At 49.4% G+C, this 16,874-nt stretch carries 21 protein-coding genes; 13 read left to right on the top strand and 8 right to left on the bottom strand.

All coding sequences use genetic code 11. From position 1 onward, the window contains the following. Positions 1 to 50: 50 nt before the first annotated feature. The 4 genes from ACN4EG_RS19135 to ACN4EG_RS19120 are packed head-to-tail and all read left to right on the top strand — an operon-like array spanning position 51 to position 5,088. Entirely contained in the window at positions 51 to 4,106 is a 4,056-nt protein-coding gene (locus ACN4EG_RS19135) for an NB-ARC domain-containing protein (RefSeq protein ID WP_431631781.1), read from the top strand. A gap of 51 nt (positions 4,107 to 4,157) precedes the next feature. After that, the gene (locus tag ACN4EG_RS19130; RefSeq protein WP_431631780.1) at positions 4,158 to 4,415 is read left to right on the top strand and encodes a hypothetical protein; all 258 of its coding nucleotides are present in this window, start codon (positions 4,158 to 4,160) and stop codon (positions 4,413 to 4,415) included. Further along, entirely contained in the window at positions 4,412 to 4,834 is a 423-nt protein-coding gene (locus ACN4EG_RS19125; protein ID WP_431631779.1) for a type II toxin-antitoxin system VapC family toxin, read from the top strand. Before ACN4EG_RS19130 ends, ACN4EG_RS19125 begins: the two co-directional genes overlap by 4 nt. A gap of 14 nt (positions 4,835 to 4,848) precedes the next feature. Next, positions 4,849 to 5,088 (top strand): hypothetical protein, encoded by a 240-nt coding sequence (locus tag ACN4EG_RS19120; RefSeq protein ID WP_431631778.1) that lies wholly within the window; start codon positions 4,849 to 4,851, stop codon positions 5,086 to 5,088. Here the strand turns inward: ACN4EG_RS19120 and ACN4EG_RS19115 are convergent. After that, complete coding sequence (locus ACN4EG_RS19115; RefSeq protein WP_431631777.1) at positions 5,060 to 5,425, bottom strand: type II toxin-antitoxin system VapC family toxin; 366 nt, start codon at positions 5,423 to 5,425, stop codon at positions 5,060 to 5,062. The genes ACN4EG_RS19120 and ACN4EG_RS19115 overlap by 29 nt on opposite strands. Beyond that, on the bottom strand, positions 5,422 to 5,619 hold the full coding sequence (locus ACN4EG_RS19110; protein WP_431631776.1) for a hypothetical protein: 198 nt from the start codon (positions 5,617 to 5,619) through the stop codon (positions 5,422 to 5,424). The genes ACN4EG_RS19115 and ACN4EG_RS19110 overlap by 4 nt, the downstream gene beginning before the upstream one ends. 123 nt (positions 5,620 to 5,742) lie before the next feature. Between ACN4EG_RS19110 and ACN4EG_RS19105 the strand changes: the two genes are divergently transcribed. The 5 genes from ACN4EG_RS19105 to ACN4EG_RS19085 all read left to right on the top strand — a co-directional run bounded on the left by ACN4EG_RS19105 (position 5,743) and on the right by ACN4EG_RS19085 (position 8,125). Continuing rightward, positions 5,743 to 5,991 carry a ribbon-helix-helix domain-containing protein gene (locus ACN4EG_RS19105; RefSeq protein WP_431631775.1) on the top strand — a complete coding sequence of 83 codons (249 nt, stop codon included), beginning with the start codon at positions 5,743 to 5,745 and terminating at the stop codon, positions 5,989 to 5,991. Next, a complete protein-coding gene (locus tag ACN4EG_RS19100) occupies positions 5,988 to 6,275 on the top strand; it encodes a type II toxin-antitoxin system RelE/ParE family toxin (RefSeq protein ID WP_431631774.1) in 288 nt (95 codons plus the stop codon). Before ACN4EG_RS19105 ends, ACN4EG_RS19100 begins: the two co-directional genes overlap by 4 nt. Before the next feature lie 514 nt (positions 6,276 to 6,789). Further along, positions 6,790 to 7,008 carry a hypothetical protein gene (locus ACN4EG_RS19095; protein ID WP_431631773.1) on the top strand — a complete coding sequence of 73 codons (219 nt, stop codon included), beginning with the start codon at positions 6,790 to 6,792 and terminating at the stop codon, positions 7,006 to 7,008. A 160-nt stretch (positions 7,009 to 7,168) separates the two neighbouring features. Then, complete coding sequence (locus ACN4EG_RS19090) at positions 7,169 to 7,585, top strand: c-type cytochrome (protein ID WP_431631772.1); 417 nt, start codon at positions 7,169 to 7,171, stop codon at positions 7,583 to 7,585. Positions 7,586 to 7,636: 51 nt separating this feature from the next. Further along, complete coding sequence (locus ACN4EG_RS19085) at positions 7,637 to 8,125, top strand: hypothetical protein (protein WP_431631771.1); 489 nt, start codon at positions 7,637 to 7,639, stop codon at positions 8,123 to 8,125. A gap of 142 nt (positions 8,126 to 8,267) precedes the next feature. Here ACN4EG_RS19085 and thrC read toward each other — a convergent pair whose 3' ends face one another. Next, the gene (gene thrC, locus ACN4EG_RS19080) at positions 8,268 to 9,374 is read right to left on the bottom strand and encodes a threonine synthase (RefSeq protein WP_431631770.1); all 1,107 of its coding nucleotides are present in this window, start codon (positions 9,372 to 9,374) and stop codon (positions 8,268 to 8,270) included. Between the two features lie 246 nt (positions 9,375 to 9,620). Between thrC and ACN4EG_RS19075 the strand changes: the two genes are divergently transcribed. Beyond that, a complete protein-coding gene (locus ACN4EG_RS19075; RefSeq protein ID WP_431631769.1) occupies positions 9,621 to 9,821 on the top strand; it encodes a hypothetical protein in 201 nt (66 codons plus the stop codon). A 548-nt stretch (positions 9,822 to 10,369) separates the two neighbouring features. Here the strand turns inward: ACN4EG_RS19075 and ACN4EG_RS19070 are convergent. Genes ACN4EG_RS19070 through ACN4EG_RS19060 form a run of 3 tightly spaced genes read right to left on the bottom strand, consistent with a single transcriptional unit; the run spans position 10,370 to position 12,553 of the window. Further along, positions 10,370 to 11,197, bottom strand: coding sequence for a DODA-type extradiol aromatic ring-opening family dioxygenase (locus ACN4EG_RS19070; RefSeq protein WP_431631768.1), 828 nt, complete (start codon positions 11,195 to 11,197; stop codon positions 10,370 to 10,372). After that, positions 11,194 to 12,060 carry an SDR family oxidoreductase gene (locus ACN4EG_RS19065; RefSeq protein WP_431631767.1) on the bottom strand — a complete coding sequence of 289 codons (867 nt, stop codon included), beginning with the start codon at positions 12,058 to 12,060 and terminating at the stop codon, positions 11,194 to 11,196. Before ACN4EG_RS19065 ends, ACN4EG_RS19070 begins: the two co-directional genes overlap by 4 nt. 43 nt (positions 12,061 to 12,103) lie before the next feature. Beyond that, positions 12,104 to 12,553: a DUF4079 domain-containing protein gene (locus tag ACN4EG_RS19060; protein WP_431631766.1), complete on the bottom strand. Its 450-nt coding sequence runs from the start codon at positions 12,551 to 12,553 to the stop codon at positions 12,104 to 12,106. A 104-nt stretch (positions 12,554 to 12,657) separates the two neighbouring features. Between ACN4EG_RS19060 and ACN4EG_RS19055 the strand changes: the two genes are divergently transcribed. After that, on the top strand, positions 12,658 to 13,581 hold the full coding sequence (locus ACN4EG_RS19055; RefSeq protein WP_431631765.1) for a LysR family transcriptional regulator: 924 nt from the start codon (positions 12,658 to 12,660) through the stop codon (positions 13,579 to 13,581). A 246-nt stretch (positions 13,582 to 13,827) separates the two neighbouring features. Here the strand turns inward: ACN4EG_RS19055 and ACN4EG_RS19050 are convergent, their stop codons facing one another. After that, positions 13,828 to 15,084 carry an L-lactate MFS transporter gene (locus ACN4EG_RS19050; RefSeq protein ID WP_431631764.1) on the bottom strand — a complete coding sequence of 419 codons (1,257 nt, stop codon included), beginning with the start codon at positions 15,082 to 15,084 and terminating at the stop codon, positions 13,828 to 13,830. Between the two features lie 213 nt (positions 15,085 to 15,297). Further along, a complete protein-coding gene (locus ACN4EG_RS19045; RefSeq protein WP_431631763.1) occupies positions 15,298 to 15,516 on the bottom strand; it encodes a hypothetical protein in 219 nt (72 codons plus the stop codon). A 492-nt stretch (positions 15,517 to 16,008) separates the two neighbouring features. Between ACN4EG_RS19045 and ACN4EG_RS19040 the strand changes: the two genes are divergently transcribed. Continuing rightward, on the top strand, positions 16,009 to 16,143 hold the full coding sequence (locus ACN4EG_RS19040; protein ID WP_431631762.1) for a hypothetical protein: 135 nt from the start codon (positions 16,009 to 16,011) through the stop codon (positions 16,141 to 16,143). Positions 16,144 to 16,159: 16 nt separating this feature from the next. Then, entirely contained in the window at positions 16,160 to 16,501 is a 342-nt protein-coding gene (locus ACN4EG_RS19035) for a hypothetical protein (RefSeq protein ID WP_431631761.1), read from the top strand. The last annotated feature ends 373 nt before the right edge of the window (positions 16,502 to 16,874 follow it).

Raw genomic sequence — 16,874 nt, 5'->3', positions numbered from 1 at the left:
CGTAGAGCGGGACTAGAATAGCGGCAAAGACGCTACCCGACGATCGATTCATGCCTGCTGCCTCGAAGAAATCCTATGGCTCAATTCCACAAGCTAGGGCTAGAAAGCTGCTTCAAGCGATTTTGGAGGGCGTAGATCGGGAAGATCGAGGCTGTGGGCTGAAGTTTAATGCGGATTGGGCTGAGGTTTGTCCGCCAAGGTTGACGATCGAGACGACGCTACAAGCGTTAACGTTGATTGCTAATCCTCAGTTGCAAGCGAATACGCCAGAGTTCAAGAAGGCGAAGACCCAGACGGGTGAGGCGTTGGGTGATTTGCGGGATTTTGTGGGGATTCTGGATGATCATCGGACGCAGAAGAAGGGATCGGATAGGTGGCATTTTTCGTTACGGTTGTGGAACAAGAAGGTTGAACGCAATTTAGAAGCGTTTGATCAGCTCTGGGAAAGTCGGCGATCGAGTAATTCAAAAACGCAAACGACAACGCCGATTACAGCACAGCAAGCAACACAATCTTTAATGAGGCCGGGTGCGCCGATGCCGGGGGTGCGGTTGCCGGAGAATTTTGTGGCGAGGCCGGGGGCGCTGGCGGCGGTGAAGGAGCGGCTGTTGGCGGAGGGTGAGCGGACGTTGGTAGTGAGTGCGATCGCGGGGTTGGGTGGCCTTGGGAAGTCGGTGTTGGCGACGGCGATCGTGCTAGATCCTGAGGTGCAGGGACGGTTCGCGGATGGGATTTTGTGGGTGACGTTGGGGCAGAATCCGGATTTGTTGGGGTTGGTGGGGGATTGGATTCGGACGTTGGACAGGTCGAAGGAGAGTTTGAGTGCGACGACGTTGGAGGGGGCGAAGGGGTATTTGCAGAGTTTGCTGGCGGAACGGCGGATGCTGTTGGTGGTGGATGATGTGTGGAATGCGGCCCATGCGGAGTGGTTTCGGGTGGGGGGTGCGGGGTGTCGGGTGTTGGTGACGACGCGGGAGGCGCAACTGGCGGGGGCGGATTATTATGCGTTGGATTTGATGACGGAGGCGGAGGCGATCGAGCTGGTGCGGCGCAAGCTGAAGAGGGCTTGGTCGGAGGGGCAGGCGGAGGCGGTGCGGCGGTTTGCGCGGGTGGTGGGGTTTTTGCCGTTGGCGTTGGATTTGTCGGCGAATTTGGTGGCGGAGGGGCTGAGCTGGGGGGAGCTTCAGGCGGAGTTTGAGGATGAGCGACGGGCGGTGGCGTTGGAGCTTTTGGATTCGTCGGAGTCGTTTGAGTTGATGGCGGCGGCGGAGCGGGAGCGGGAGGAGCGCAAGTATAGTTTGAAGGCTTGTTTTAATTTGAGTTTGCGGCGGTTGAACCCGGAGCAGTTGCGGCGGTTTGCTTGGTTGGGGGTGTTGCCGGAGGATGTGCGGATTGATGGGCGGATGGTGCGGACGTTGTGGGATGTGCGGGAGGTGGAGGCAAAGAAGGGGCTGATTGAGTTGTGTAAGCGATCGTTTTTGACGGGTGCGGGGGAGTCTGAGGGATATGGGCTGTATCGGGTGCATGATTTGATGCATGATACGGCGCGGGGGTTGATTGAGTCGGGATGTTTGGCGGGGGTGGAGAGTTTGGCGGCGGCCCATGGGGCGTTTGTGGGTCGCTATGGCAAGTTGGAGGCGGGGGCGTATTTGTTGGGGTTGCCGAAGGATGGGTATATTCATCGGCATTTGACTTGGCATTTGGTGATGGCGGGACGGGAGGCTGCGGTTCACAAGTTGCTGGGACTGAGTGATGGGGCGGGGCGGAATGCTTGGTTTGAGGCTTGTGAGGAGATTGGGGAACCTGGGATTTTTGTGCAGGATGTGCAGCGGGCTTGGGAATTGGCGGAGGCGCTGTATAGGCAGGAGCCGGAACGATCGATCGTGCTTCAGGGGCGGTACGCCTTCATCACCGCGACGTTGAATACATTGCTGGATCAATTGCCTGCGGGGGTGATGGCAGCATTTGTGAAGGGTGGGTTTTGGTCGGTGGAGCGGGCTTGGGCTTATGTCGAACAAATGCAGAATGAATGGACGATTGGTGTGGCGATTGAGGCATTAGCAACTTATTTAACGAAGTCTCTGTTACAGATTGCAGTGGAGAAAGCTCGATCGATTCAGGATGAATACAGTCGTGCAAGGGTTTTGACAGCATTAGCGAAACACGACCAAGCCGATTTCTCACAATTATTGCAAGCAGCGCGTTCAATTCAGGATGAGTACAGTCGTGCTGAGGTTTTGACAGCATTAGCGAAACTCGGACAAGCCGATTTCTCACAATTATTGGAAGCAGCGCGTTCAATTCAGGATGAGTACAGTCGTGCTGAGGTTTTGACAGCATTAGCGAAACTCGAACAAGCCGATTTCTCACAATTATTGGAAGCAGCGCGTTCAATTCAGGATGAGTCCAGTCGTGCTGAGGTTTTGACAGAATTAGCGAAACTCAACCAAGCTGATTTCTCAGAAGCATTGGAAGCAGCGCGTTTAATTCAGGATGAGTACAGTCGTGCAATAGTTTTGACAGAATTAGCGAAACTCAACCAAGCTGATTTCTCAGAAGCATTGGAAGCAGCGCGTTTAATTCAGGATGAGTACAGTCGTGCAATAGTTTTGACAGAATTAGCGAAACTCAACCAAGCTGATTTCTCAGAAGCATTGGAAGCAGCGCGTTCAATTAAGTCTGAGTCCAGTCGTGCAATAGTTTTGACAGCATTAGCGAAACTCGAACAAGCCGATTTCTCAGAAGCATTGGAAGCAGCGCGTTCAATTAAGTCTGAGTCCAGTCGTGCAATAGTTTTGACAGCATTAGCGAAACTCGAACAAGCCGATTTCTCAGAAGCATTGGAAGCAGCGCGTTCAATTAAGTCTGAGTCCAGTCGTGCAATAGTTTTGACAGCATTAGCGAAACTCGAACAAGCCGATTTCTCAGAAGCATTGCAAGCAGCGCGTTCAATTCAGGATGAGTCCAGTCGTGCTAAGGTTTTGACAGCATTAGCGAAACACGACCAAGCCGATTTCTCACAATTATTGCAAGCAGCGCGTTCAATTCGTTATGAGTCCAGTCGTGCTGAGGTTTTGACAGCATTAGCGAAACACGACCAAGCTGATTTCTCACAATTATTGCAAGCAGCGCGTTCAATTCAGGATGAGTCCAGTCGTGCTGAGGTTTTGACAGCATTAGCGAAACACGACCAAGCCGATTTCTCAGAAGCATTGGAAGCAGCGCGTTCAATTCAGGATGAGTACAGTCGTGCAAGGGTTTTGATAGCATTAGCGAAACTTGACCAAGCCGATTTCTTACAATTATTGCAAGCAGCGCGTTCGATTCAGGATGAGCGCAGTCGTGCAAGGGTTTTGACAGCATTAGCGAAACACGACCAAGCCGATTTCTCAGAAGCATTGCAAGCAGCCCGTTCAATTCAGGATAAGTACAGTCGTGCAATGGTTTTGACAGCATTAGCAAAACACGACCAAGCCGATTTCTCAGAAGCATTGGAAGCAGCCCGTTCAATTCAGAATGAGGACAGGCGTGCAAGGGTTTTGACAGCATTAGCGAAACTCGAGCAAGCCGATTTCTCACAATTATTGGAAGCAGCGCGATCGATTGACGATGAGTACGGTTGTGCAAGAGTTTTGACAGCATTAGCGAAACTCGACCATGCCGATTTCTCACAATTATTGGAAGCAGCGCGTTTAATTCAGGATGAGTACGGTTGTGCAAGGGTTTTGACAGCATTAGCGAAACTCGAGCAAGCCGATTTCTCAGAAGCATTGCAAGCAGCGCATTCAATTCACGATGAATCCAAACGGGCAGAGGTATTGAGTAGTCTGGCGCAAATCGACAATGCTGATGACTTACCCCAAGTCTACCAAGCCATCCATTCCCTCACCCAACCCAACGCTCTCACGACCTGTCTCCCCCACCTTCCCCTCACCGAAATCCTCCCCCGCTGGCACCCCCTCCTCCACACCCTCGCCAAAGGTACCCGCGCCGACCTCATGACTGCCTTAGGCCACCTCGCCCCTGCGATCCAGGAAATGGGAGGAGCAGGAGCCCTGCGGGGCATCGTCGATGAAATGCAGCGGATTTGCAGACAGTGGAAGTAAGAAAATAGAGCAGTTAAAATGGAAGCGTCGATCGCTTTAGGGAGAACCATCATGACGATTCAGGAACTAGAGCAACAACTGCTCATGCTAGATCGTAACGAACGGATTCGTCTCATTCAAGTCATTGCCCAAAGCTTAGCTCTCCCATCTCAGGCCGTTAGCGAAGCCTCTACCCCCTTGGATCACACCCAAAACATCAACCAAACCTCGATCGTAGACTTCTTCCGCAACTCTCCACTGTGTGAATTCGCAGATGAATTAGATCTCACTCGTGATCAGAGTCCTATTCCCGATCGAGTCATTCTATGAAATATCTCCTTGACACCTGCATTATCTCAGAACTCATTGCAAAACGCCCTAATCAAACTGTCCTTGATTGGCTGGATTCACAAGTTGCCAGTGATTTATACTTATCCGTCATCACGATCGGAGAACTGACAAAAGGCATTCGTAGACTTCCTGACTCTCGACGAAAAGCAGACCTTGAACATTGGCTAGAAAACGATTTGCTTAGCCGCTTTTCGGGTAGAACTCCGACTTTAGATCTCAATACTATGATTCTCTGGGGAAACCTCATTGCTAGATTAGAAGTACAAGGTCGAGTCTTACCTCTAATGGATTCCCTCATTGCCGCTACAGTCCTCCATGGCGGGTTTACCCTCATCACTCGAAATGAAAAAGATTTCATCGGAACAGGAGTTCCCCTGATCAACCTATTTACAGAATAAAGGTCAATCGTCCTATGATACTCAAAGAAACCCTACTTCAAGAACTCGAAACAGCAGATGAGGAATTGCTAGAGGAATTGCTTCAGCTCATTCGATCGCGCCAAATCGCAAAACCCAAAATGACCATCGTAGACACGATCGACGCTTATCGGGAAGAGATGATTGCTTCCGGGTTGACAATCGATCCAGACGAAGTTTGGGGCGATGTTCGCGATCAAATCCCTATCATTGAATCGCAACCATTTCTACATTAATCTCAGTGACTCTGCCTAGCTGTACGTCGTTACTCAATAGAGTTCCACCAATTGATAACGCCGTTGCACAAACAATTGCATCTGGTAATTTCAAGCGATACTTTTGACGAAGTGCGATCGCTTCACGTTTCAGAGATCCCCCTAAATCAACGATCGTCACCTGAGAGAGAAATTGCTGAATGCGTAAACGTTCTGGCCCAGTGAGTGAATGATAGGACAAAATTTCCATCTCACTGATCACAGATAGATAAAACTCGCCGATCGGCAGTGGATTGATTAAACGTCCACCTAGCAAATACAAAACCACATTAGTATCTAGCACGTATCGAATTGTCATGCTGTCCACTCATCGCGAATCTGTTGCTGGTACACCAAGGGATCTTGCTGAAGTTGAATAACACCACTGAATTGATTTAAGTCAACTGATTGAGCATTTTTATTTTGCATGAGGTAACGACAAATTTCACTTCGTTCTTCCTCTGGCAATGCATCGATAAGCGATCGAATGGAATCGACTAATTGCACATTCATTGCCTGATAATCCTCGCAGCCTTACTACTTAATTCTAGCCAGATTTTACCCCCAATTGCAGGCTGCCTTCCGAAGGAGAAGTTAAAATAGGGGGGAGGTTAACGTGATTTACGAGAGATTGGGATGAATATTACCCTGAGACCCGAACAACAAGCATTTCTTCAGACACAGATTGAATCCGGTGCTTACGTTAACCCTGACGATCTCATCAACGACGCGATCGCCCTTCTCGCTGCCAAGCACCAAAAACTACGTGAACTCAAACAAATGATTGAGATTGGGACTGAACAAATTCAACGTGGAGAAGTCACTGACGGAGAACAAGTCTTCGATCGGTTACAAACTCAATATGGCTTTTCCACTGAATCATGAATACCTACTCATTCTCCGCAGAAGCGATTCAGGATTTAGAGTCTATTTGCCAGTATATTTCTCAAAGTAATGACTTGGCCGCTAGTAAAACGTTTGATGCAATCCGAAAAAAGGCAAAGCTCCTCGCCCAATTTCCTAGTATGGGCAAGGCGTATGATCAACTCGCCCCTAATCTACGAGGTGCTCCTGTAGAAGACTACCTGATTTTTTATTATCCTAGGCCAGACGGTATTGATATTGTCAGAATCATTAGTGGTTATCGAGACTTAGAACAGCTTTTCTAGAAAAAATTAAGTCTAGAAAAATCAATAGTGCAGGTAGTCGCTATATCTCTGAAGAAAACAGTTCTGAGGAAATTGAAATAACAAAGGACACATTGTTAAAGGAATTGCTTCAGCGTATTCGATTCTTACCTCACCTCATTGTCACCAAAAGCCCCACGACTAGACACATGTTGCCAAAATGCTCTGTTGCCAGATGCCACGTTACCAAACATCACAACATCGTAAACAATCGCAAAATAGTTGACAGCGCCCCAGTTTCCCCCTAGGCTTGTTTCTCATAGCTGAATGCAACCGTGTTCGCAAGTCCCGACCGCATCAGCTAAGACCCCAAAAATTAAAGCGCTGCCCTAGTTGCGTCCAACAACGTAAGGCAGCTAAACCCCAAGCTGGATACAGCAGCTAGGCGGTCTGACACGGATTTTAGCATTCGATCGGGCCACCCTACTTGTCCTGCGCAAAAGGGTGGCTTTAATTTTTGGGATTTCTTCCCCCATCTACAACCAGGAGAAATCCCATGTTGACTGGCTTTGTGAACTTCGATCGCGCCAGTGAGTCCGATCGAAGACCCTTTCGCTTCTACTTATTCGGCACCCGAGAGGAAGTGCAATCCGCGATTAATCAGCTCCATGTTTTACGATTTAGCGATCGCATTCGCTGGAGTTCACCAATGCCCGTGCCCGGTTCCGACTGGCAATACGTCAGCATGATGGAACGCGATCAAGGATTGGAGTAAAGCCCCCCCGCAAAAAGAGGAAACCAGAACACGATCGCCAGACACGGCCAGTGACTTACAGGTTGGATAATATCTGATAGTGGTTAGTCAAGCCGATCGTGTCCTTTGTGTCCCGCGCGCTGTCCAGCCGCCATCACTCCTCCATCAGGTATTCCACCCAATGCCCAAAATCCTGTCCATCCACTGCGCGATCGACTCCCAACCCCTCTGTCTGTCTGGCTTCCGCACAACCTGGAAACGGCTCATTCTGCCTTTACATCTCATGCTCCTGCTGACCGTTAGCCTCTGGCTGGGTGCCGCAATGCCCGCCCGCGCGATCGACCTCACCCAAGGCCAACAGGTTTTTTCCCTCCACTGTGCCGGGTGCCATGACGGGGGCGGTAACATTGTGCGGCGCGGCAAAACGCTGAAACTCAAAGCACTGGAGAAAAATCAAGTCGCTACTCAAGACGCCATCATCGCCCTCGTCACCAACGGCAAAGCCAACATGTCCGCCTACGCCGATCGTCTAACCCCCGAGGAAATCGAGAATGTTGCAGCCTATGTCTTAGAGCAGGCTCAAAAAAACTGGAAGTGATTACAATAAATACTCCTGCCGACTAAATTCTTCATCTTTGCTCCGCATCCAATGTCCCAAGAAATTGTCCAGTGGCTAAACGAAATTAAAGACCTGAAGCAACAAATCGCCGATCTTCAGCAAAATCTTGCTGAGACAACCGCCAGCGCTGACAAGTGGCGACAGTTGTACGAAACCGAAGCCCAACAGCGGCGACAGGATGTTACGGCTATGCAGACGAGAATTGCTGCGTTGCAACGCGAAATAACCCAACTGCAATCTGGCCCCGCGATCGCCCCATTTCCCAACGCTCTGCCAGAAACGGTTCCTGATCAAGGTTCCTCACTCCCTGCTACCCAAACCGATCCCGCCACCCAAACCGATGGCTTCGTCAGTATGGAAGATTTAAAAATGCAACTGGCCAAAGTCTGGTCAGAACGGGAACAACTGGCCCAAGCTCTCAAGGAAGAACAGTCAGCCCACGATCGTACCCGCAAGGACATGACCCTTGCCCTCGCCGATGCCATGGACACGCTGAGAAAAATGAGAACTTCTGACTAACGTTCAATCTTTTTCCATAAACTTTTCCATAAACAAACAGGGATTGAACAGTCTAATCTCCGTTCAATCCCTTTCCCTTTTTCCCGTCACCGGATTCGCTGGCCTGACTTGGTAATGGGATGACTTAGATGAATGGGATGACCTAGAAGCCCATGACCGTAGCGACATCCTGCAAATTCGGGGCGATGCCCTGGTGAAAATTATTCTCACTGAACTTAATAGCAGAGTCTGGATCCTTCAAGCCGTTCCCGGTTAACACGCAGACCACTTTCGCCCCCGCAGGCACTTCATCTTTGAACTTCAGCAAACCTGCTACAGAAGCGGCACTGGCAGGCTCACAGAAAATCCCTTCGTTCCCGCCTAGTTTCCGGTAGGCCGCAATAATTTCATCGTCGGTGACCGCATTGAACCCACCGCCACTGGCTTGCTGCACCCCGATCGCCTTGTCCCAGTTGGCCGGGTTGCCAATCCGAATCGCCGTTGCCAAGGTCTCCGGGTTCTTTACTACTTCTCCAGTGACCAATGGTGCGGATCCGGCTGCTTGAAAGCCCATCATCTTCGGCAGTTTGGAGCAGCGGCCCTCTGCCTGGTACTCATTGAAGCCCATCCAGTAGGCAGTAATATTTCCCGCATTGCCCACGGGAATGCAGAGCCAGTCGGGGGCATCCCCCAAAACATCTACCACCTCAAAGGCCGCCGTTTTTTGGCCCTGCAAGCGGTAGGGGTTGACGGAGTTGACCAAGGTGACGGGGTAGGTTTCTGACATTTCTCGCACAATTTCCAAGGCCCGATCGAAGTTCCCTTGGATGGCCAGAACTTCCGCGCCATAAAGCAATGCCTGGGCTAACTTACCCAGCGCCACGTAGCCATCGGGGATTAACACAAAGGCTCGCAGCCCTCCCCGGCGGGCATAGGCGGCAGCGGCAGCAGACGTATTCCCAGTACTTGCGCAGATAACGGCCTTCGCCCCAGCTTCCTTAGCCTTAGTAATGGCCATGGTCATTCCCCGATCCTTGAAACTTCCGGTGGGGTTAAGACCGTCATATTTCACATAGACCTGAACCCCCCGTCCAATTTCTGCGGCGATCGTGGGTACTGGGATTAAGGGGGTATTCCCCTCGCACAGGCTGACGATCGGCGTTGAATCTGTCACAGGAAGATAGCGCCGATAGGCATCAATCAACCCATTCCAGGTTTGGGCGACAGGTTGACGCAAACTGGATTCATTGGCAGACAGGCTTAGGGTCACGGTCTTAAGTGCTTGAATTCAACTAGAGGATGTACTGTAGGAGATCTTAGTCTACCCCGATCGGGCATCCGGCCTCGTGATCTCCGGTGAAGATTACAGGGAGGGTCTAGAAAAAATGTAAAGAACTGTAAAGAACTCCGAAAATTGAGATGGACAAAACTCCACATTCGTGGGAAAAATGCAACATAAAGATACAATTTGCTCTGACGCTTGAGCTAAGATAAAAACGCGGTGTGAGTAAGCAACATGACTAAAACGATGATGACATCTGCCCCCTTAACTGAATCTTCTAGTCGCGATCGAGTGGTTGAACGGATGCGCGCCCTCTACAACGAAGATCAGCAGGTCAAGTTCCTGCATCTTCAGGCCGAAGCTGACTCCCTTCTCCAGCAGCTTCAATCCATCAAGGCACAACGCAGTTCTGAAGACACGCTCCATAACAATTAAATAGATTTCTCCAGAGCTGGATCCTGATATCTTTCGCAGACCTGCTTCTGGCTCGAGTTTAAATGGTTTTGATGGTTCAATTCGAAGCGAATGTCTTGTTTTAAGACAACTAAATAAATTGAAGAATCTGGATCCTACGAATTATAAAGTGGGATCCAGTTTTTTAGGTGAAAGGGATTCTAGGATAACGAGTCGATCGCTGGTGCTAGAATCTCGATCGAATGGTGGGAAACAAATAGATTAATGTCGCGAAAGCCTCGATCGATGAGTCCGTGCCGAATTTGTAATGATATTGATGATGCGATCGATAAAGAAATAGTAATCACCACAACTCTGAAACATGAACTGAAATGCTGGAAGGACAGAGAATGGAAAGTTCTTTCTCTCTGAGTAGCGTTAAGCAACCTTAACTAGGCCGATTCCAGATGAGTGATTTCATCCCACTGTCCTAAGCTCATTGGCGATAGTTCCTGACTGCTCAGATCTGCTTCCTCTGCCTCCAAGGGCGTAGCTTAGGCTGTATCTCCCCAATCGCGTCTAACCTGGCGTTACCCAAATCGAAAACTCGAAACTGCAATTCCTCCAAGAAATGTATCTTCATGGTAGACCCGATCGCCCAATTCATCGATCGCTGCGCCCACCGCAACAAACAACGGCACTAAATGATCTTCCTGGGGATGGGCAATGCGGGCAGCGGGGGCTTGGCTCCAATGGATGAGTCGTTGATGACGCTCCCTCCCCCGCAGGGTGCAGAGGGTCTCAGTCAGCCACTGATCAAACTGCTGGGAAGGCTGCTTGGCTTGAGGCCCCAGTTGCCGAAGATTGTGATAGCTCAAGCCACTGCCGATGACTAAAACTCCTGCTTGCCGCAGGGGGGCGATCGCCTGCCCCACAGCGAGGTGAAACGCCGGATCGTAATCGCACTGCATCGATAGCTGGACAACCGGAATCGTTGCTTCGGGGTAGGCCACGGCCAAGGGCACAAAAGTCCCGTGATCGAATCCTCTACGGGGATTTAACTTAACCGCAAACCCGGCTGAACTGAGTAACTCGCGCACCTGCTCTGCCAATGTTGGCGAACCCGGCGCAGGATATTGCACCTGATAGGTATGGGCCGGAAAGCCAGAATAGTCATAGATCATCGGGGGTTGTGCTGCCGACGATAGCGTAAGTGTGGACTCTTCCCAATGTCCTGAAATCACCAAAATCGCCTTGGGCATTGTGCCGATCATTTGTGGCATGGCTTGTAAAGAAGCCTTCAGCATTGCCCACCCTGGTATTTGGTCTTTCATCCAGGGCCAAGGGCCACCCCCGTGGGAAATAAAATAGGTGGGTAATGGCTGAGGCGTGGTGGGGATAGCTAAAGAGTCGTTCAAAGCAATCCTCCTCGCAGCAGCTCAGTGATATCTTGCGGAGTCTGTCCCGATAACTGTTGGACAGCATCAGTAACGGCAGCGAGGTCGCCCTGCTGCATGGCGCGATCGAAGCCGACAAATAGCTGTGCAAAGGGTTCGGGAACGCCACCCTGTACCAAGGCTGCTAGGAATTCTTCTGGCGACACATCCTGATAGACCAAGTTCTTACCAGTGAGGTTAGCCACTAGTTCAGCCAGTTCGCTGTAGGTATAGGCGATCGGCCCGCTGATATCTAGGGCAACATTAGCAAACTTTTCTGCTTGCAACAGCGCACCGGCGGCGGCCTTGGCACAATCGCCGCGATGCACGTAGGCAACCTTCCCATCTCCAGCGCAGCCTAATAGCACCCCAGTTTTCAAGGCAGTCGGTAAGTTATGGAATAGATTTTCGGCATAGAGATTGTTCCGCAAAAAGGTATAGGTCAGCCCTGATTCTCGGATGATCTGTTCCGTCGCGGCATGGTCTGGCGCAACCCCTGAGGGAGAATGGTCAGGATTTGGCGTAGAGGTGTAAATAATGTTCTGAACCCCCACCGCTTGAGCCGCCGCGATCGCGGCTTGATGTTGGGGAATGCGTGAACCAACATCGCCCGTACTGATCAATAGCAAGCGCGTCGCACCCGCAAAGGCTGGCACTAACGTTTCTGGCTGGTTGAAATCGGCGGCGCGGACTTCCACCCCACGGCTGGCGAAGTGAGCAAGATTTTCTGGCTGGCGAGTGGTGGCAATCAGATTGGTCTGTCCGGCGTGAAGTAGTGCTTCTACAACCAGTTGTCCAAGCTGTCCCGATGCGCCAGTGACGAGTAAACGTTCATTCGTGGTCATGTTTTTATTTCCTGTTGATTAGGGTTGGCTGAGGGTTGTCGATCTAGCTTGTTGCTTTCAAAATGCCTTGCACAATTTGCATACCACTGGGAATTTCAAACAGGTACAAAATGAATAACAGAATGCCAATTCCAGCATGGGCAGGTCTTGCCCAAGACACTCCTTTTTTCATCATGGGAGCTAAGCTGGCTGCACCGATAATCAGGAGTATCATCAAGGCTCCGATTTGTCCGTGTAGCCCCCCCAGAAAGACCTTCGTAAATTGATAACTGACGATCGCCCCGAGTCCTCCACCGACTAGCAACAATCCCAGTAACAAAGGGGCTACTTTCGCGTGTTTGGCACCCACATGGTTTTGAATTAATTCTTTGCGGGTTTCTCCTTTGACAAATCGAATCCGGCGAGATTGCCAACCGAGATAGCCGACATACAGGTATAAACCGACTGAGCCCCACATTATGGCGGGATGGATAAATGGGAGGATGTTCTGCATTTTTAGCGAGAAAGTCTTGATGTCTCCCAGGATAAATCAGTGAACTATTGTGAAACAATGGGTGAATCTGGAACTCATTGTTTCTAAAATGGAAACTTGCTGCCATGGAAACGTTTAGCGGTGACCTAGCTGATCTGCGATCGCTCTGTACCATCATTGATTGTGGTGGCATTACCCGTGCTGCCGAACTCTTGGGGGAAACGAAGGGGAGTGTAAGCCGTCGCATTACTCGGTTGGAAAATCAGTTAGGGGTGAAATTGCTCAATCGATCGTCGCGGGCGGTCTCTGCCACCGAAGCGGGGATGGCGTTTTATCACCGCAGTTTGCAGGCGCTAGCGGTGTTGGATGAAGGAGCCACCGAACTGAGCAATAGCCGTCAAGCTCCGTCGGGCCTATTGCGGATTACTATGCCCATGGATTTGGGGCTGTCTATTTTTCCACCCTTGATGGCAGACTTTCTCGATCGCTATCCAGAGATTCGCTTAGATGTGGTGCTATCGGAGCAAATGCTCGATCTCAAAACCCATCAAATTGATATTGCGTTGCGTGTGGCTAAAACGCTACCCGATGCAGATTATTTATTTTGTCGCTTAATGCCGATTTCGGCGCGGCTCCTTGCCAGTCCTGACTATCTGGCTCGGCAGGGCACGCCCCAGTCTCCTGACGCCCTCAGTCAGCATAGTATTCTCTGCCATCAACGCTTTCCCGGCAATAAACCTTTGACCTTCCAGCAAGGGAATCGTCGAATCTCAGTGAAATTCCAGCCTCGGATGATGGCGAATGATTTTACCTATCTTCAAACCATGGCGATCGCGGGGATTGGCATTGCATTACTACCGAATTTTTTGGGGCGGTTCGTTAGTGCGGCTTCTACGCCAGAGAATCGTTTAATTCCTGTTCTCTCTGAATGGTCTGTGGGCGAGTCCAGTGATCTCTATTTACTCCATGAGGGTTGGCGACTGTTACCTGCCAAGGTGACTTGTTTTCGAGATTTTATTCGCGATCGCTTGTCTAGCGATGACAATTAAAAACCATTAGAGCGATCGTTTCTATTCTAGAAATATGCGAGATAGAAATAGTCATCGTTTCAACTAATCTATATTTTCTTTTTCTCTCAAAAACTGAGCGGTCTAACGTTCCCTTTCCGCAGCGACAAGTAAACTTCAACTCCGCATCGAAGAACGATGCCCGTCCACCTCAGGGCCTATTTATTTATTTATTTATTATGTTGTTAGGCTCTCAAGTGCTTGTGGGTTTCTTATCCTTACCCCGCTTTACGCAGTAGATGAAGATTTTTCTTTTTTGAGCAATAAACAAGCTACAACAATACCTATAATTGCCAGCAATGCCATGGGGTAAAACACATAGGTGTACGTCCCAAATAAATCTCGAACGCGACCCGTTACTAACGTTCCAATCAAAGCGCCAACTCCATAAGCTGTAAAGATAATGCCGTAGTTTTGAGCATACTGGTCAGGATTAAAAAAGCCTAACGTTATGGTTGGAGCCATGGCCAACCAGCCCCCAAGACAGAACCAAAACAGGCAGAAGGCAATGAGGTAGGTACCGACTTGTCCAGTCTTAGCATTCACCATTAACACACAGGCGATTAAGATCAGCACATAGGACAAAATGGCAATATAGTGAGGCTTAAACCGATCTGCTAACCAACCGAATAATGGACGACTCACCCCATTAAACAGAGCAAATAAGGCAACACTACGAGCAGCCATGGTCGGATTGATATGAATGATTTCCTCCCCTACCGCACTGGAAATGCCAATCGCACTCAAACCTACTAGAGTTCCGATCGCATAGCAAATCCACAGTCCATAAAACGATTGACTCTTCAGCAAGTTCTTAGGATAATTTGAGTCCAAAATCGATGCCGAATCTGCAATATTCTGCCGAGGATGCCAGCCTTTAGGTGGCAACTTCATAGTCAGGGAAATGGCTAAAATAATGGCTGTAAAGGCGATGCCAAGAATACGCAAGGTGGGTCGAACGGTGTAGACACTGATTAGATGGTTCGCCAGGGGAGCCGTGATCAAGGGTGAGAGTCCAAATCCAATGATCGTCAACCCCACAGCCAATCCTTTCTTATCGGGAAACCAGCGGGATACTACAACCATGGGAACACCATAGGTAATACCAACCCCGGTTCCAGCAATCACCCCATAGGTGAAGACTAGCATTCCGACATGGGTAGCAAAGCTCGAAAGAATATAGCCTGAACCTACAATAATTCCTCCGACTGCCGTTATGACACGGGTGCCAATACGAGGAATGTAAAAACCTGCGATCGGCATTAGTGCAGCATAGAAAACCAATACAAATGCATATGGCAACAGGCTCTCACTCGCACTAATTCCTAGTTCATTTTCCAAGGGAGTTCTAAAAATACTCCAGGAATATACACTTCCTAAGCAAAGTAGAATACTCATTCCAAAAGGGATCAAAAGCCATCTGCCCTGATCTGCCGGTCTTCCCAGAATCGTTATTTTTGTCTTATGACTAGTCGCTATGCTCATAAGTTTTGACTTCTTGAAGGATTGAGATTTAAGCGAGTATGCAAAGCAGGTAAGCTGTAAAGCCGCCTCTCCAACTTATACACTTTACTTAAATTTTAAACGACGCTCCCAGAACAACCTGAAAAGCCGATCGCTGGTGCTGGAACCTCGATCGCCCTAACCAAAGTGCCCACAGACTGCGAAACAAACCTGCGGACACTGATGCTGCAATCGTTATCGCAGCCGTTCGCGACTCAGGATGCTGATGTATTGCCCATCCGAATGCACGATCGGCATGGGTTGGCTCCAATGAATCCTATCTGCGTAACGTAACGCATGGAATTGATTAATCGTGTCTTGAATGAAGTCGTAATGACCGATTAAGTGGATCTGTAAGCGTTGCCGCTCGTGCTGAACCGAACGATCGCCCCGATCGCTAGAACCTTTCGCCATAATTGAGCTTCTCCTGTTGTGAATCGGAAGAAAGCCCAAAAATTTAGAGCCACCCCGTTTGACATCACAAACAAGAGTGGCTCGATCGAATGTTAAAATTCTCAACAAGCCGCCTTGCTGCTACCTCAGCGAGGGGGAATAGCTACTTGGGGTTGTGACCGCAATCCCGAGTAGTGGCCTAAATTTTCGGGAACCCAGCGACCCCATGCTTCATACAAACCATCTCGCGAAAGAAGGATGTCCATGGCGATCGCTATGAAAAACTAGCCTACGGATAAAGCATCCCTCTGTCAATCCCAGTTTACAAAACTGCTCAATTTTTAGTTTTCGGTGATATTGCGTGTAAACGATGTTCGATCGCTGAAGCAGCTAAGCAACTCGGTCAAGCTGGTAGACACTGTTGCAGAGAGATTTTTGAACCTAGAATGGGCAACCTGGATTGAATCGTCTCATTTGTTTCAAAACGGTTAGCTAATGCAAGCAATTCAGGGTATGACTTGGAGAGTTCAGGAACGGCTGAGTGGGGCACAGCACGCGATCGATTGCTGCCAGAACAAGTATCAGTGGCAGTCCAAACCTATGGATGAGTGGGGCAGTGATTTTAATGCGTCACAATTTCACAAGTAACTGGAATGCTTCGCCAATGATGCTAAATGTTTTACTGATCGGAATTCTGATTGGGATTGTGATAGGAATTAGCTGGGTTCAATTATCGGCGAGTCCAGCCAACACACAGCGACACTCTCAGCCTCGTTCCTCCCGGCCTCCATCCAATCTACGAGTTTTATTGGGAAAAAGCCGATTTCAAGCTCTGAGCGATCGGCCCCCAGCCTCTCCTGAATTACAACAAAAGTTGATTAGTTTATTCAACGGCGATCGCGAAGCCGCAGAGCAGTGGGTTGCCAAGGCTCGATTTGGCCGACCTGGAAAATCTGAAGCTTACTACTGGTTCCGTGCGATTCAATTGTTTGAACAAAAAAATTGAACAAAAAAATCTCCGATCGATTCCCCATCCAAACAACCCATTGAGCAATCGGGTCATGATTTACCGTAGAAACTTGTTACTGGAGTTTAGACTAAAAGGTAAAGAAAGGCATCCCACCGCCACCGAAACCTTGATGGAACCTTGATGGCAAAGACACCGCAACAAACAAACTATTTTTAGTCAAATTATCAGGTTGACTGAATGGCAAGCCTTTCGGGAATTTTCCAAAATTGTCATGCATCAATACTCCGGACAAAATTAAGCGGCGATGATGCCGTGTTCACAGAGGGTTGAGTAGTTGGGATGTGATTTAATCGAAGTCGGGTCAAGCTCTAACTTGTGAATAAATTGATTGAGAAGGTATTCATTGAAG

This window comes from Alkalinema pantanalense CENA528 (assembly GCF_050753345.1).
In the GTDB taxonomy this organism is placed as follows: Bacteria; Cyanobacteriota; Cyanobacteriia; order Leptolyngbyales; family Leptolyngbyaceae; genus Alkalinema; species Alkalinema pantanalense.
The sequence above is the reverse complement of the archived record's forward strand: the minus strand, read 5'-3'. Positions and strand labels throughout refer to the sequence as shown.

What these genes read in the sequence shown, in the direction of transcription:
- ACN4EG_RS19135 (WP_431631781.1), top strand. Translation starts at nt 51, where the DNA reads ATGCCTGCTGCCTCGAAGAAATCCTATGGCTCAATTCCACAAGCTAGG.
- ACN4EG_RS19130 (WP_431631780.1), top strand. Translation starts at nt 4,158, where the DNA reads ATGACGATTCAGGAACTAGAGCAACAACTGCTCATGCTAGATCGTAAC.
- ACN4EG_RS19125 (WP_431631779.1), top strand. Translation starts at nt 4,412, where the DNA reads ATGAAATATCTCCTTGACACCTGCATTATCTCAGAACTCATTGCAAAA.
- ACN4EG_RS19120 (WP_431631778.1), top strand. Translation starts at nt 4,849, where the DNA reads ATGATACTCAAAGAAACCCTACTTCAAGAACTCGAAACAGCAGATGAG.
- ACN4EG_RS19115 (WP_431631777.1), bottom strand. Translation starts at nt 5,425, where the DNA reads ATGACAATTCGATACGTGCTAGATACTAATGTGGTTTTGTATTTGCTA.
- ACN4EG_RS19110 (WP_431631776.1), bottom strand. Translation starts at nt 5,619, where the DNA reads ATGAATGTGCAATTAGTCGATTCCATTCGATCGCTTATCGATGCATTG.
- ACN4EG_RS19105 (WP_431631775.1), top strand. Translation starts at nt 5,743, where the DNA reads ATGAATATTACCCTGAGACCCGAACAACAAGCATTTCTTCAGACACAG.
- ACN4EG_RS19100 (WP_431631774.1), top strand. Translation starts at nt 5,988, where the DNA reads ATGAATACCTACTCATTCTCCGCAGAAGCGATTCAGGATTTAGAGTCT.
- ACN4EG_RS19095 (WP_431631773.1), top strand. Translation starts at nt 6,790, where the DNA reads ATGTTGACTGGCTTTGTGAACTTCGATCGCGCCAGTGAGTCCGATCGA.
- ACN4EG_RS19090 (WP_431631772.1), top strand. Translation starts at nt 7,169, where the DNA reads ATGCCCAAAATCCTGTCCATCCACTGCGCGATCGACTCCCAACCCCTC.
- ACN4EG_RS19085 (WP_431631771.1), top strand. Translation starts at nt 7,637, where the DNA reads ATGTCCCAAGAAATTGTCCAGTGGCTAAACGAAATTAAAGACCTGAAG.
- ACN4EG_RS19075 (WP_431631769.1), top strand. Translation starts at nt 9,621, where the DNA reads ATGACTAAAACGATGATGACATCTGCCCCCTTAACTGAATCTTCTAGT.
- ACN4EG_RS19065 (WP_431631767.1), bottom strand. Translation starts at nt 12,060, where the DNA reads ATGACCACGAATGAACGTTTACTCGTCACTGGCGCATCGGGACAGCTT.
- ACN4EG_RS19060 (WP_431631766.1), bottom strand. Translation starts at nt 12,553, where the DNA reads ATGCAGAACATCCTCCCATTTATCCATCCCGCCATAATGTGGGGCTCA.
- ACN4EG_RS19055 (WP_431631765.1), top strand. Translation starts at nt 12,658, where the DNA reads ATGGAAACGTTTAGCGGTGACCTAGCTGATCTGCGATCGCTCTGTACC.
- ACN4EG_RS19050 (WP_431631764.1), bottom strand. Translation starts at nt 15,084, where the DNA reads ATGAGCATAGCGACTAGTCATAAGACAAAAATAACGATTCTGGGAAGA.
- ACN4EG_RS19045 (WP_431631763.1), bottom strand. Translation starts at nt 15,516, where the DNA reads ATGGCGAAAGGTTCTAGCGATCGGGGCGATCGTTCGGTTCAGCACGAG.
- ACN4EG_RS19040 (WP_431631762.1), top strand. Translation starts at nt 16,009, where the DNA reads ATGACTTGGAGAGTTCAGGAACGGCTGAGTGGGGCACAGCACGCGATC.
- ACN4EG_RS19035 (WP_431631761.1), top strand. Translation starts at nt 16,160, where the DNA reads ATGATGCTAAATGTTTTACTGATCGGAATTCTGATTGGGATTGTGATA.